This is a genomic window from Pseudomonas sp. TMP9 (genome assembly GCF_037943105.1).
Classification (GTDB): domain Bacteria; phylum Pseudomonadota; class Gammaproteobacteria; order Pseudomonadales; family Pseudomonadaceae; genus Aquipseudomonas.
The window spans coordinates 1,788,594-1,803,344 of the sequence record NZ_CP149803.1 but is presented as its reverse complement, the minus strand read 5'-3'; the positions used below and the strand labels follow the sequence as shown (position 1 = coordinate 1,803,344).

Below are 14,751 nucleotides of genomic sequence, written 5' to 3'. Positions count from 1 at the left end.
TGCCTAAATCGTGTCTGAAACGGGCACGTTGACCTGTGTCTTGCGCCGGTTTTTTGCCGTCGCAGTCACAGCGCCGTCATCTGATGCTCATAAAATCGCGCTTAACGATGAGGAGATAAGCCATGCACAGCTCGCAAAACAACCCACAAAAAACCACGCCAGCACCGATCGGTGGCTTTGTCATCGATGCCCAAGGTCGAGAAGTCCCGATCACTGAAGACATGATCCAGCACGCCTGTAATGCCCTAGAGCAAGCCCAACAGCAAGCGGCCTCATCCACAACGAAGTGACGGTAATGCTCGGGCAGCGCTCGCTGCCCTTTGCTACACCTGCTTTAACTTCGCGCCTAGCGCCTGTACCAGCCCCGCTAAAACCTCATTGTGACCGTTTAAGCAGACCTCAAGCCCGTCGATTTCGCGACGCATGGGGTAGTGTTTGCGCAGCGTGTCGAAGGCTGTGCGTCGGCTGATATCGTCGCCCTGCAGGCTGCGCCGAAAATCTGCGTCATCGCGGCGCGGGTCATACACCGCGCGGCAAATGCTCGCCAAGGCCCAAGCGGGATCGGCGCCGGCGTCAATTGTCAGGCTATTCAACCAAGCAGTTGGCATCAGCTGCGACAGCTCAATAGAGCCTGCCACCTTCAAGTGCTGACACAACGCTTGGTACACCTGCGCCGTACCCCGCAGCTTGCCATCCAGGCTGTAACCGGCAATGTGCGGCGTGGCGATACGGCACAGCGCCGCCAAGGCAACATCCACTTGCGGCTCGCCTTCCCAGACATCCAGCACCACGTGCAGATCACTGCGTTGGCTTAACAAGTCCCGTAATGCGCGGTTATCCACCACCGCGCCGCGGCTGGCGTTGATCAACCAACTGCCGGGTTTCAATGCGGCTAAGCGCTGCGCGTCAAACACGTGATAGGTCGGATGCTCACCCAGCTTTTGCAGGGGCGTGTGCACGCTGAGCACATCGCACTCATCCAGCACCTGCTGTAGGCTGACAAAATCACCCCCTTCTAACGACTGGCGTGGTGGGTCGCACACCAATACGCGCCAGCCTAAACCGCGCATAACCTTGACCAACCGACTGCCAACCTGGCCCGCACCGATTACGCCGTAGGTGCGCGATGCTAAATCGACGCCCTGCTGCTCAGCCAACACCAACAAACTGCCCAGTACATAATCAACCACGCCACGGGCGTTACAGCCCGGTGCGCTGGCCCAGCTGATGCCTGCTTGCTGAAAATAATCAAGGTCTAGATGGTCAGTGCCGATGGTGCACGTGCCAACAAACTTCACCGCTGAACCTTGCAGCAGGGTGCGGTCAACGTTCGTCACTGAGCGCACCAACAGCAGGTCGGCATCGGCGACTGCAGTGGCATCGATGCCCCGGCCAGGCAGGCATCTTATTTCAGCAAACCCGGCGAAAAACTCATCAAGCAGGGGGATATTTTCGTCGGCGACAATGCGCATGGCAGGCTCCCGTGATCAGGCCGGCATTCTAACCCGACACGCACGGTTGGCGAGGATGAGACGTTGCCCGCGAATGATTGGTTAAACATGTCGCCTTAGGATTCCTGACCACGCCGTCAAGGCGTAGACTGCGCGGTTTCCTGAATACTGCCGGATGATCGTCATGCTTGCCCAAGCCCGCCTGCAACGCAGCCGCAATGAACTGTGCAGCCTGCTGAAGCTGGCAACCCCCATTATCATTGCCCAGTTGGCCAACACTGCGATGGGCTTCGTCGACACGGTGATGGCGGGCCGAGTCAGCCCGCAGGATTTAGCGGCCGTGGCGCTGGGTAACTCGATTTGGATTCCGGTGTTTCTCTTGATGACCGGCATCCTCCTGGCCACCACGCCGAAGGTCGCGCAACGTTTCGGTTCTGGCGCGCACGCAGAAATCGGTCCGCTGGTGCGCCAAGCACTATGGCTCGCATTGGCCGTGGGTATCGCCGCTGCGGTGATTTTATGGAATGCCGAAATCGTCCTCGTGGTGATGAATGTCGATCCGGTATTGATCGAACCTGCCATGGGTTACCTGCGCGCAGTGGCCTGTGGCTTCCCGGCTGTGGCGCTGTATCACGTGCTGCGCTGCTTCAGTGATGGCCTGGGTCATACCCGCCCCAGCATGGTCATTGGCTTGTTGGGCTTAGCCCTGAATATCCCGCTCAATTACATCTTTATTTACGGCAAGCTCGGTGTGCCGGCCATGGGCGGCGTGGGCTGCGGCTGGGCCACAGGCTTGGTGATGGTGTTTATGTTCTTAAGCATGCTGTGGTGGGTGAAGTGGGCACCTTTTTATAAACAGAGCGCCATTTTTAGTCATTTTGAGTGGCCGCAATGGACAGTGATCAAGCGTTTGCTCTCAGTTGGCCTGCCGATTGGCATTGCGGTGTTTGCTGAGGCGAGCATCTTCGCGGTGATCGCTCTGCTGATAGGCGGTTTGGGAGCCACTGTGGTGGCTGGCCATCAAATTGCCCTTAACTTCAGCTCCATGGTGTTTATGATCCCCTACTCCCTGGGCATGGCAGCCACCGTGCGGGTGGGCCAGGCATTGGGTCGTGGCGAGCCACGGGAAGCACGCTTTGCTGCCGGTGTAAGCATGGCTGCGGCGTTAGGTTATGCCTGCCTGTCAGCGAGCCTGATGCTGATTTTGCGTGAGCAAATTGCGCACACTTATACGCCCGACAAAGCAGTGATCGCAGTGGCCACCACCTTGCTGGTGTACACCGCCCTGTTCCAGTTTTCTGATGCCATTCAGGTCACCGCCGCCGGTGCGCTGCGCGGGTATCAGGACACGCGCGTAACCATGATTCTGACCTTGTTTGCCTATTGGGGTATCGGCTTACCCGTGGGTTACGCACTAGGGCTTAGCGATTGGTTAGGGCCTGCCAGTGGCCCAAGCGGGCTTTGGCAAGGGTTGGTAGTCGGTTTGACCTGTGCGGCCATAATGCTGGGCATACGTTTGGCGCGCAGCGCGCGTAAACGCATCCGAGCCGTTAAGATGGCCTAATGAAAACTCACCTGCTGCTTTTAATCTGCGCACTGTTGCTGTGCGCCTGTACGCCTGCCGATGACGGCATGGCGCTGCAGGACGATTATCTGAAGCGCCTTAGCAACGCCCTAGATGTCGACCCAGCGCAGCACGTAGACTCGGCCGAGATCATCCGCTATCGCCTGCCGGCGCGCCGTGAGCGTGTGATAAACATCCCAGAGGTGCGCATTAGCCTGATTGAGTTGCTGGTCGAGGTGCGTCGCTGCCCCAAACTGCAACAGCAAATTAGCCTGCGCAATAACAGCCTAGGCAAACAACTGTCGCCCAGCAGCCGCTTAGCGTATGAAGGCGACTTGCTGCGCGCCATTGATGCCTGTATTGACTATGTGCGCGGCGATGAAGAGCAGGCGCTGCTCGGCACCTTGGCGCAACTGGCACAAGACAAACGCGCGCAGTTGCCGGCCGTATTCTGGAATGCCCTCAATGCCAGCCCCGAGGTTGAGCGTTACTTAAGGTTTGATGAGCACGCGCTGGCACTGAATGCCGATAAAGACAGCGCGGCCTTGGATGCGCTGGCGCAACTGGCGCGTATTGGCCACGCCCTGCCAGCGACCTTACCGCCGAGCGCTGAGCAGCTTGATCCGTTGTTTTTTGCCTTGCATGCCAGCGATAAAGGCGGCCAGTTGATCCACAGCCTGGTCAGCCTTACCCATAGCCTCAACCAAGGCAGCCGCATGTTGCAAAACCGCCAGCAGCAAAGGCCCGTCTGCCCCACGGGTAAGGCCACAGAGCGTGGGCGCATTTTGCAGAACATCTTCGTTAAGTATTACGCCGGCAGCCTGCAACCTTATTTAGCGCAAGTGGACCAGCGCGGGCAAAGCTGGAGTGACAGCTTGCGCTCACTCAGCAACGTGTCGCAGGTGCCGGCGGCAACTCATCAGTACCTGCAAAGCCTGAGTGCAGACCAAGACTCGTTATGGGCAGACTTCCAAAAAGCGACTGTTCGTCATGTGCGCAGTTGGCAAGACATGCTCAACAGCTGCGGCTTGGCTCCCGGTCAGTCGGGATGGAACGGCAGCGCGGCTAACGCCGAATAGTAAGCCTCAGAGAGCAGCCCACGGCCCGCCAGCAGATGCGCCAGATAGTCCTGACTCGGCAGCAAACCTTCTTCACGAAAAGCCGGGTTGGCGATATACACCCAAGCCGCTTGCACACCATGCGCCGTCCTAACCGGCAAGCACTCGCGGCTGTAGTAGATCGGGGTGCCTTCGAAGTGATCCAGCTTGGTCATTTCACGCGCGCTCTCCAAGCGATACAACACGCCCTCCACTAAACCCTCACGCGCATGCTGGATATTGGCGTAAGCCCGGCCCGGAGCCCGGTCCATCGCGCGCTTGTTGAAACACAGGCCATAGCCCGGCAGACGGCCAGGTAGTGCTTCAAGCACGGCCAACCCGCGCGCCTGCATCCGCGCCGGATTCATATTTGAGCCGTAAGCGAAGTACCAATTCATTGATCAAACTTCTTGCGGATTAAATACAAATAGGTCGCGCCGTCTTCAGCCTGCTCAACCAGTTCATGACCCAAAAATACGCAGAATTTAGGAATGTCGCGGCGGGTCGAGGGGTCAGTGGCAATCACCTTAAGCAAGCCGCCAGCCGGCAGTGCGCGCACTTTGTTGTGCAACATCATCACCGGTTCCGGGCAGAACAGGCCGCTGGCATCGAGGGTGTCATCGGGTATTACGGTCGTTTGCAAAGACATCACTGGGCTCCAATTGCAGGCCGTTATTCTCGCGCAAAGCTGGGGAAAAGGTCACCTTTGTTGGCTAATCAGGCGACCTTGTGAAGCTTCTACTTGCTTAACCGGCGTAGGTGACAAGTGACTTCTTCGCGGTCGTGATAGAGCTGCTTGCAGGCAATCGACACCTTGATTTTACGCTCAGCAAAGCCATCTTCCAGGCGCTGCAACAGCCGCCGCACCTCGGCATAGCGCTGCTTCATCGGTAGCTTGAGGTTGACCACCGCTTCACGGCAATGGCCCTCGCCGATCCAGGTTTCCAGCAGAGCAGCGCTGCGCGCTGGCTTTTCGACGATGTCGCAGACCATCCAGTCCACGGGTTGCTTGGGCTTCCAGGTGAAGCCATCCACCATTAAATGCTGCACCAGCCCACTGTCCATCAAGCTTTCAGCCATGGGCCCGTTATCGATGGCGGTGACCAACATGCCGCGCTTGACCAGCTGATAGGTCCAGCCGCCCGGTGCCGCGCCCAAATCAACGCCGGTCATCTCGCCGGACAGGCGCTCATCCCACTGCTCGCGAGGGATAAAGGTGTGCCAAGCTTCTTCGAGTTTAAGAGTGGAGCGGCTCGGCGCCTCGCGGGGGAATTTCAGCCGTGGAATGCCCATGGGCCAGATCGCTGAATTACTCGCCTCAGCCATGCCAACGAACACTTCACGGCCGCTCTTAAAGGTCAGCAGCAAGCGCGGCTTGTTGTCATCCTCGACCAACTTGCCAGCCTTAGTCAGGGCATTGCGCAACGGCGCTTCAAACTTCTTACAGAAATTCGACAGCTCCTTACCGTCGTTGGTATCCAATACCTCGAGCCACAGGCTGCCAAACACTGGGGAATCAGCCAGATGGTTGAGCAGCACGCTGATACGGTCCAGTTCCGGCAGGTTAATAAACACACCGCGCGCCCATTGCCGGGGGAAAATCAGCTGACTAAAGCGTGTGCCGCGCATCAAGCGCTCAGCACCGCCTGCCTCGGTACAGATAAATTCAGAGCAAGCCGTGCTCGGTTTAGCCTTGGCATAGCCGGCTACGTCAAGGCGCGCCGCATGCTCGGCGACTTCCGCGCACACCTCATTTTCGAAACCAGGGCGGCAGTGCAGCAGTAGCGTGTCGATCGCAGGGGTATGCATTGGGGTTCTCCTTAGGGCGCGCATCATAGCTGAGTGGGGAACCCTTAGCCCGGTGACCTGTCCAGTTAGAACTGCGGCGCTTTGGCGGGGCATTACGAATACGCGGTAAAAAGCCCAACCCCACGTGGCGGAGACCCCGCACGCACTGACCCGTCCAGCGCCTTTTAGATAGCAAGCATGACCCGACGGGGCTAATGTGAAGCTCTGCGGCAATTAACCCGGCTTGCACCGTGGCAAGCCACAGGAGATGCACAATGCCTTCTTTAGACAGCTTGAACAGCCGTCGCACGCTGGACGTTGACGGCCAGCGCTACCACTACTTCAGCCTGCCAGATGCAGCTAAAACGCTGGGTAATATCGACCAGTTGCCGATGTCGCTGAAAGTCTTGCTGGAAAACCTACTGCGCTGGGAAGACGGCAAAACTGTTACGGGTACTGACCTGCAAGCCTTGGCTGACTGGCTTAAAAGCCGCAGTTCTGAGCGCGAAATCCAGTACCGCCCAGCCCGCGTATTGATGCAGGATTTCACTGGCGTACCCGCCGTGGTTGATCTTGCGGCCATGCGCGACGCCATGGCCAAAGCCGGCGGCGACCCGCAGAAAATCAACCCGTTATCGCCCGTTGATCTGGTTATCGACCATTCGGTAATGGTTGATAAGTTCGCCACCGACGGTGCATTTGAGCAGAACGTTGCCATGGAGATGCAGCGCAACGGTGAGCGTTATGCCTTCCTGCGTTGGGGCCAGCATGCCTTTGATAACTTCAGTGTGGTGCCGCCCGGTACCGGCATTTGTCACCAGGTTAATTTGGAATACCTCGGCCGCACCGTCTGGACCAAAGAAGAAGACGGCGTAACCTTCGCCTTCCCCGACACGCTGGTGGGCACCGATTCGCACACCACCATGATCAACGGCCTTGGCATCCTCGGCTGGGGCGTTGGCGGCATTGAAGCGGAAGCGGCAATGCTCGGCCAGCCGGTATCCATGCTGATCCCCGAGGTGATTGGCTTCAAGCTCAATGGCAAACTTAAAGAAGGCATCACAGCCACCGATCTGGTGCTGACCGTGACGCAAATGCTGCGCAGCAAAGGCGTGGTCGGTAAGTTTGTCGAATTCTATGGCGATGGTCTGGCCGAGCTGCCGTTGGCCGATCGGGCCACCATTGCCAACATGGCCCCGGAATATGGCGCGACCTGCGGTTTTTTCCCAGTCGATGCGATTACCCTGGCGTATCTGCGTTTGTCTGGCCGCCCAGAGCAGGCCGTCAAACTGGTCGAAGCCTATTGCAAAGCCCAAGGTTTGTGGCGTGAACCAGGCGTTGAACCGCTGTTCAGCGACAGCCTGGAACTTGACATGAGCGGCGTAGAAGCCTGCCTCGCTGGGCCGAAACGCCCACAAGACCGCGTCACCCTGCCCAATATCAAACACGCCTTCGATGACTTTATCAGCTTGCAGGTTAAGCCTGAAGCGGGCGCAGAGGCCCTCTTGCTCAGCGAAGGTGGCGGCGGTACGGCAGTGGGCACTAACGCGCTGGTTGGCGAGGCCGACTACCAGCATGAAGGTCACACCTATCGCTTAAAAAATGGCGCAGTGGTTATCGCCGCTATCACCTCTTGCACCAACACCTCGAACCCCAGCGTAATGATGGCCGCCGGCTTACTGGCGAAGAAGGCCGTGGAAAAAGGCCTGCAGCGTAAGCCTTGGGTTAAAAGCTCATTGGCTCCCGGTTCAAAAGTAGTCACCGAATACTTCAACGCAGCGGGCCTGACCCATTACCTCGACGCGCTGGGCTTCAACCTAGTGGGCTATGGCTGCACCACCTGCATTGGTAACTCCGGGCCACTGCTGGAGCCAATCGAGCAGGCTATCCAGCACTCTGATCTGACGGTTGCCTCGGTATTGTCGGGTAATCGCAACTTTGAAGGCCGCGTGCATCCGTTGGTAAAAACCAATTGGCTGGCGTCACCACCCCTGGTAGTGGCTTACGCCCTGGCCGGCAGCGTGCGCATCGATATCACTCGCGAAGCCTTGGGTGAAGACCAGAACGGTCAAGCGGTTTACCTCAAAGATATATGGCCAAGCCAAGCGGAAATCGCTGAGGCCATGCTCAACGTTGACACGGCCATGTTCCATAAGGAATACGCCGAGGTGTTCAGCGGTGATGCGCAGTGGCAAGCGATTGAGGTGCCGCAAGCGGCTACCTATGCCTGGCAGGCTGATTCGACTTATATCCAGCACCCGCCCTTCTTCGACACCATCGCCGACGCGCCGCCGCCGGTGACTGATATCCACCACGCGCGCATCCTCGCCCTGCTGGGCGACTCAGTCACCACCGACCATATTTCCCCAGCCGGTAATATCAAGGCCGACAGCCCAGCAGGTGCATACCTGCGCGAACAAGGCGTTGAACCGGTCGACTTCAACTCCTACGGCTCACGGCGCGGTAATCACCACGTGATGATGCGCGGCACCTTCGCCAATATCCGCATCCGTAACGAGATGCTTGGCGGCCAGGAAGGCGGCTACACCCTGCACCTTCCCAGTGGCGAAAATGTGTCGATCTACGACGCTGCCATGCGCTATCAAGACGCTGGCACCCCGCTGGTGGTGATAGCCGGTAAGGAATACGGCACCGGCTCAAGCCGCGACTGGGCGGCAAAGGGCACCAACTTGCTCGGCATCAAGGCGGTTATTGCCGAAAGCTTCGAGCGCATCCACCGCTCCAATTTGGTCGGCATGGGTGTACTGCCTTTGCAGTTCAAGGCTGGACAAAGCCGTAAAAGCTTGAAGCTGGATGGCAAGGAGACGCTGACTGTCCGTGGTCTTGACGGGGTTGAATTGCGTCCATCAATGACGCTCACGCTGGAGATCCTGCGTGCTGACAACAGCTGCGAGAAAGTCGAGGTGCTGTGCCGCATCGACACCCTTAATGAAGTGGAATACTTCAAGGCCGGCGGCATCCTCCACTATGTACTGCGCCAGTTGATCGCTGCCAAGTAAGCCACTGCGTGGCTGTTCTAAAGCCTGCGCTTGAGTAAAAAGAATGCCGCACCCAGTCGTGCGGCTTTTTTTATTCAACTTTTAGCGGCGATGGCCGATCATGGATGCATTAAACGAAGGATTCCATGAGCCATGCGAAACAATCAGCCGATTACCCAGCGCGATCGTACTTTCCCAGACCAGCAACGGCTGATCTCCACCACCGACCTCAAAGGCCAAATCAGCTATTGCAACGATGCTTTTGTCGAGATCAGTGGTTTTACCCGTGATGAGCTGATTCGTGCACCGCATAATTTGGTGCGCCATCCAGACGTGCCCGCAGCGGTGTTCCAGCACATGTGGGATACCCTGAAAAAGGGCCGTCCGTGGATGGGCATCATCAAGAACCGTTGCAAGAACGGTGACCATTACTGGGTCAATGCCTACGTCACCCCGGTGACGGAAAATAATCAGCTGATCGGTTACGAATCTGTGCGCGTTAAGCCGACCAGCGAGCAAGTGCGCCGCGCCGAAGCGCTTTACCAACGCATCAACAGCGGCCAATCCGCCATCCCTAGCAGTGATCGTTGGCTGCCCGTGCTGCAAGATTGGCTGCCGTTTATTCTAATCAGCCAAGTGGGATTTCTCATTGGCGCTTGGCTTGACTCCAGCTGGGGCTTTGCCCTAGCCGCTGCCGTATCAATACCGCTGGGCCTGGCGGGGTTGAACAGGCAACAGCGCGGTCTGAAACGCTTGCTGCGGTTAGCTGACCAAACCACCTCTGACCCGCTGATTGCGCAGATGTACACCGACAGCCGGGGCGCCCAAGGCCGCCTGGAAATGTCCACTCTTAGCCAAGAAGCACGTCTGAAGACCTGCCTAACGCGCCTCCAAGACACTGCCGAGCAACTGACCTTGCAAGCCAAGCAAGCCGACACCCTGGCGCACAGCAGTTCCGCGGGTCTTGAGCGCCAACGCAGTGAAACCGATCAGGTTGCCACCGCCATCAATGAAATGGCTGCCACCACCTTGGAAGTCGCGAGCAACGTAGCCCGAACCGCCATTGCCACTCAGGACGCCAATCGCCTGACCCGTGCGGGGCGCACCATTGCCAGTGAAACCCGCCAAGCCATTCAGCGCCTGTCGCAATCGGTCGGCGATACCGGTGAAACGGTGACCCGTCTGGCTCAAGACAGTAACGAAATCGGCGGTGTGGTTGATGTGATCAAAGGCATCGCTGACCAAACCAACCTCCTCGCGCTGAACGCCGCTATTGAAGCCGCGCGGGCTGGCGAAATGGGCCGTGGGTTCGCGGTGGTCGCCGATGAGGTGCGCTCACTGGCGCAGCGCACTGCCGAGTCCACTGGGCAAATTCATCAACTGATTGCCAAGTTGCAACGCACCGCCGAAGAAGCAGTGACCGCCATGGAAGTTGGCCGCAGACAGGCCGAAGAAGGTGTTGCGCGCGTGCAGCAGGCCGATGATGCGTTGGCGGGTATCAGTGAAGCCGTGTCGAATATCAGCGACATGGCCAACCAAATCGCCGCCGCCGCCGAGGAGCAGAGCGCCGTGGCTGATGAGGTTAACCGCAGCATCACCACCATCGCCCAACTGACCGACAAAACTGCCGGTGAAGCACACGAAACTGCCCTGCTCAGCGAAGCCCTGACGGCAACTGCACACGGTCAGTACGCCTTAGTCGAACGGTTTAACCGTTAAACCTGCGTCGGCGCACAGACGTTCGGTGTGCGCCCAACAGACCTCGCCGTACCTGCAAAGCAATGCGCCACCTGTACCCAGCACACCCGCCTGCACAGGCTTGGTGTGCTGGGAGCAGGCACCTCACAGTTTGGCGTAACCATCTGTTCAGTCGTACGGCCGTCACGGGCCGACTCACCGCTGTGCATTAGACCGATGAACATTTCACACCCCTTTCTCCTTAGTCGCTTCAGCTAAATACCTTTGGCATGCGCTTGGCACTGGCAGCAACGGGCTTTCCTGGCTTGTGGTCAGCGCACGAACATGAATAGGATTCATGCGAAAGTGTGAGTCGCTGCAAAAGCGCGCAGCTTTGCTATCATCGTCGCCTTTGTTTTAGCCCTTCAGGTAGTTCCTCATGTCCGATCGTAACGCCCGTCTCCACGCCCTGCAGAAGGCTCTCTCTGAGCGCATCCTGATTCTTGATGGCGGCATGGGCACCATGATCCAGAGCTACAAGCTGGAAGAAGAAGACTACCGGGGCACCCGCTTTGCCGATTGGCCACAGGATGTGAAGGGTAACAATGACCTGCTGATCCTTAGCCGTCCGGACGTGATTGGCGCTATCGAGAAGGCTTATCTGGATGCCGGCGCGGACATTCTGGAAACCAACACCTTTAACGCCACCCAGGTGTCCCAAGCTGACTACGGCATGGAAAGCCTGGTGTATGAGCTAAACGTTGAAGGCGCGCGCCTGGCGCGTCAGGTGGCTGATGCTAAAACCCTGGAAACCCCGGATCGTCCGCGCTTCGTCGCCGGCGTCTTAGGCCCAACCAGCCGAACCTGCTCGCTGTCCCCGGATGTAAACAACCCGGGCTATCGCAACGTTACGTTTGACGTGCTGGTGGAAAACTACGTCGAGGCCACCCGTGGACTGATTGAGGGTGGTGCTGACCTGATTTTGATTGAAACCATCTTCGATACCCTGAATGCCAAGGCAGCAATCTTCGCCGTGCAGCAGGTATTCGAAGACGACAACATCGAACTGCCGATTATGATCTCCGGCACCATTACCGACGCCTCCGGCCGCACCCTGTCGGGGCAAACCACTGAAGCGTTCTGGAACTCAGTACGCCATGCTAAGCCGATTTCGGTGGGGCTGAACTGCGCCCTCGGTGCTAAGGACCTGCGTCCTTACTTGGAAGAGCTTGCTGCTAAAGCTGGAACTTATATTTCTGCACACCCCAACGCCGGCCTGCCAAACGCCTTCGGTGAGTACGATGAAACTCCGGCTGAAACAGCTGCGGTGATTGAGGAATTCGCCGCCTCAGGCTTCCTCAATATCGTTGGTGGCTGCTGCGGCACCACGCCTGCGCATATTCAGGCCATTGCTGAAGCGGTGAATAAGTACCCGCCACGGGCCATCCCGGAAATCCCCAAGGCCTGCCGCTTATCTGGCCTAGAAGCCTTCACCATCGACCGCAGTTCGCTGTTTATTAACGTTGGCGAGCGTACCAATATCACCGGCTCAGCGCGGTTCGCCCGGCTGATTCGTGAGGATAATTACACCGAAGCCCTGGAAGTTGCGTTGCAACAGGTAGAAGCCGGTGCGCAGATCATCGACATCAACATGGACGAGGGCATGCTCGACTCCAAGGCGGCGATGGTCACCTTCTTGAATCTGATTGCCGGCGAGCCCGATATCTCCCGCGTGCCGATCATGATCGACTCCTCCAAATGGGAAGTGATTGAAGCCGGCCTCAAGTGCATTCAGGGCAAGGGCATCGTTAACTCGATTTCCATGAAAGAAGGCGTCGAGCAGTTTAAGTACCACGCCAAAATGTGCAAACGCTACGGCGCGGCTGTGGTGGTGATGGCGTTTGATGAAAAAGGCCAGGCCGACACGGCTGCGCGCAAACGCGAAATTTGCCAGCGCAGCTACGACATTTTGGTCAACGAAGTCGGCTTTGCGCCGGAAGACATTATCTTCGACCCGAACATCTTTGCCGTGGCCACCGGTATCGAGGAACACAACAACTACGCAGTAGACTTTATCGAGGCCTGCGCCTTTATTCGGGATCACCTACCCTTTGCACTGACCTCGGGTGGCGTATCCAACGTCTCGTTCTCCTTCCGTGGCAATAACCCGGTGCGTGAAGCGATTCACTCGGTGTTCCTCTATTACGCCATCCAAAACGGCCTGACCATGGGCATCGTCAACGCCGGCCAGCTGGAAATTTACGACCAGATTCCCAAAGAGCTGCGTGATGCGGTCGAAGACGTGGTGCTCAACCGTACCCCGAACGGCACCGAGGCGTTATTGGCGATTGCTGATAACTACAAGGGCGATGGCAGCGTCAAGGAAGTTGAAACTGAAGAGTGGCGGACTTGGGCGGTCGTTGAGCGCCTTAAACACTCTTTGGTTAAAGGCATTACCAGTCACATCATCGAAGACACTGAAGAATGCCGTCAGCAGTGCGCACGGCCCATTGATGTGATTGAGGGCCCGCTGATGGCGGGCATGAATGTGGTCGGCGACCTGTTCGGCGCCGGCAAAATGTTCCTGCCGCAAGTGGTTAAATCCGCCCGCGTGATGAAGCAGGCGGTCGGTCACCTGATCCCCTTTATCGAGCTGGAAAAAGGCGACAAGCCGGAGGCAAAGGGCAAGATCCTTATGGCCACGGTAAAAGGCGACGTCCACGACATCGGCAAAAACATCGTTGGCGTGGTGCTCGGCTGTAATGGCTACGACATCGTCGACATGGGCGTGATGGTGCCGGCGGAGAAAATCCTGCAAACGGCGATTGCCGAGAAATGCGACATCATCGGCTTGTCCGGTCTGATCACACCATCGCTGGATGAAATGGTGCATGTTGCCCGCGAAATGCAGCGCCAGGGCATTACCCTGCCCCTGATGATCGGCGGCGCGACCACCTCCAAAGCGCACACGGCGGTGAAGATCGAACCTAAGTATCAGAACGACGCGGTGGTCTACGTCACCGACGCCTCGCGCGCAGTCGGCGTAGCCACCCAGTTGCTGTCCAAAGAGCTCAAGCCCGGCTTTGTCGAGCGCACCCGCCTGGACTACATCGAAGTACGCGAACGCACGGCCAACCGCAGTGCCCGCACCGAGCGCCTGAGCTACGCCAAATCGGCCGCCAACAAACCTAAACTCGACTGGGCCAGCTATCAGCCAACCGTCCCCAGCTTTACCGGGGTCAAGGTGCTGGACAATATCGACCTCAATGTATTGGCCGAGTACATCGACTGGACGCCGTTCTTTATCTCTTGGGACCTGGCCGGCAAATTCCCGCGCATCCTCACCGATGAAGTGGTTGGCGAAGCCGCCACGGCGCTGTATGCCGACGCCCGCGAGATGCTGCAAAAGTTGATCGACGAGAAATTGATCAGTGCCCGCGCCACATTTGGCTTTTGGCCGGCGAATCAGGTGCAGGACGATGACCTCGAAGTGTATGGCGCTGACGGTCAGCCGATTGCCATGCTGCACCACTTACGCCAGCAAACCATTAAGCCGGATGCCAAGCCGAACTTCTCCCTGGCCGACTTCGTTGCGCCAAAAGACAGCGGCATCACCGATTACATTGGCGGCTTTATTACCACTGCCGGTATTGGCGCCGAAGAAGTCGCCAAGGCCTATCAAGACGCTGGCGACGACTACAACTCAATCATGGTTAAAGCCCTGGCTGATCGCCTGGCCGAAGCCTGCGCCGAATGGCTGCACAAACAAGTGCGCACCACGCACTGGGGTTATGAGCCGCAAGAACAGCTCAGCAATGACGAGCTGATCAAAGAAGCCTACAAGGGCATCCGCCCTGCCCCCGGCTACCCAGCCTGCCCGGACCACACCGAGAAAAAAGCCCTGTTTGAACTGCTCGATCCGGTCGCCGAGTTCAACAAAGCCGGCAACAGCGCGGTATTCCTCACCGAGCATTACGCCATGTTCCCAGCAGCCTCGGTCAGCGGCTGGTACTTCGCCCACCCCCAGGCGCAGTATTTTGCCGTCGGCAAGATCGACAAAGACCAAGTGGAAAGCTACACGGCGCGCAAGAAACAAGACCTCAACGTCAGCGAACGTTGGTTAGCGCCGAATCTGGGGTATGACAACTAAGCACGGATAAGGTGTAGGTGAACAT

At 57.9% G+C, this 14,751-nt stretch carries 10 protein-coding genes; 6 read left to right on the top strand and 4 right to left on the bottom strand.

Annotated elements, in window-relative coordinates:
* The first annotated feature begins 122 nt into the window (after positions 1 to 122).
* The gene (locus WF513_RS08485) at positions 123 to 290 is read left to right on the top strand and encodes a PA1571 family protein (RefSeq protein ID WP_339083245.1); all 168 of its coding nucleotides are present in this window, start codon (positions 123 to 125) and stop codon (positions 288 to 290) included.
* A 33-nt stretch (positions 291 to 323) separates the two neighbouring features.
* Here WF513_RS08485 and pdxB read toward each other — a convergent pair whose 3' ends face one another.
* Positions 324 to 1,472 carry a 4-phosphoerythronate dehydrogenase PdxB gene (gene pdxB / locus WF513_RS08480; protein ID WP_339083243.1) on the bottom strand — a complete coding sequence of 383 codons (1,149 nt, stop codon included), beginning with the start codon at positions 1,470 to 1,472 and terminating at the stop codon, positions 324 to 326.
* A 163-nt stretch (positions 1,473 to 1,635) separates the two neighbouring features.
* Here pdxB and WF513_RS08475 point away from each other — a divergent pair, with 163 nt between their 5' ends.
* Together WF513_RS08475 and WF513_RS08470 are read left to right on the top strand one after the other, a co-directional pair.
* Positions 1,636 to 3,015 carry an MATE family efflux transporter gene (locus WF513_RS08475; protein ID WP_339083241.1) on the top strand — a complete coding sequence of 460 codons (1,380 nt, stop codon included), beginning with the start codon at positions 1,636 to 1,638 and terminating at the stop codon, positions 3,013 to 3,015.
* Complete coding sequence (locus WF513_RS08470) at positions 3,015 to 4,094, top strand: DUF3080 family protein (protein WP_339083239.1); 1,080 nt, start codon at positions 3,015 to 3,017, stop codon at positions 4,092 to 4,094. Before WF513_RS08475 ends, WF513_RS08470 begins: the two co-directional genes overlap by 1 nt.
* Here WF513_RS08470 and WF513_RS08465 read toward each other — a convergent pair.
* From WF513_RS08465 to rlmM, 3 genes are all read right to left on the bottom strand, one after another.
* Complete coding sequence (locus WF513_RS08465) at positions 4,055 to 4,510, bottom strand: gamma-glutamylcyclotransferase family protein (RefSeq protein ID WP_339083237.1); 456 nt, start codon at positions 4,508 to 4,510, stop codon at positions 4,055 to 4,057. The two genes, WF513_RS08470 and WF513_RS08465, sit on opposite strands and share 40 nt — an antisense overlap.
* Positions 4,507 to 4,761: a sulfurtransferase TusA gene (gene tusA, locus WF513_RS08460; protein WP_339083235.1), complete on the bottom strand. Its 255-nt coding sequence runs from the start codon at positions 4,759 to 4,761 to the stop codon at positions 4,507 to 4,509. The genes WF513_RS08465 and tusA overlap by 4 nt, the downstream gene beginning before the upstream one ends.
* An 89-nt stretch (positions 4,762 to 4,850) precedes the next feature.
* Entirely contained in the window at positions 4,851 to 5,906 is a 1,056-nt protein-coding gene (gene rlmM / locus WF513_RS08455) for a 23S rRNA (cytidine(2498)-2'-O)-methyltransferase RlmM (RefSeq protein WP_339083492.1), read from the bottom strand.
* A 269-nt stretch (positions 5,907 to 6,175) separates the two neighbouring features.
* Here rlmM and acnA point away from each other — a divergent pair, with 269 nt between their 5' ends.
* The 3 genes from acnA to metH all read left to right on the top strand — a co-directional run bounded on the left by acnA (position 6,176) and on the right by metH (position 14,726).
* On the top strand, positions 6,176 to 8,920 hold the full coding sequence (gene acnA / locus WF513_RS08450; RefSeq protein WP_339083234.1) for an aconitate hydratase AcnA: 2,745 nt from the start codon (positions 6,176 to 6,178) through the stop codon (positions 8,918 to 8,920).
* A 132-nt stretch (positions 8,921 to 9,052) separates the two neighbouring features.
* On the top strand, positions 9,053 to 10,618 hold the full coding sequence (locus tag WF513_RS08445) for a PAS domain-containing methyl-accepting chemotaxis protein (RefSeq protein WP_339083232.1): 1,566 nt from the start codon (positions 9,053 to 9,055) through the stop codon (positions 10,616 to 10,618).
* Between the two features lie 397 nt (positions 10,619 to 11,015).
* On the top strand, positions 11,016 to 14,726 hold the full coding sequence (metH, locus tag WF513_RS08440) for a methionine synthase (protein ID WP_339083230.1): 3,711 nt from the start codon (positions 11,016 to 11,018) through the stop codon (positions 14,724 to 14,726).
* The last annotated feature ends 25 nt before the right edge of the window (positions 14,727 to 14,751 follow it).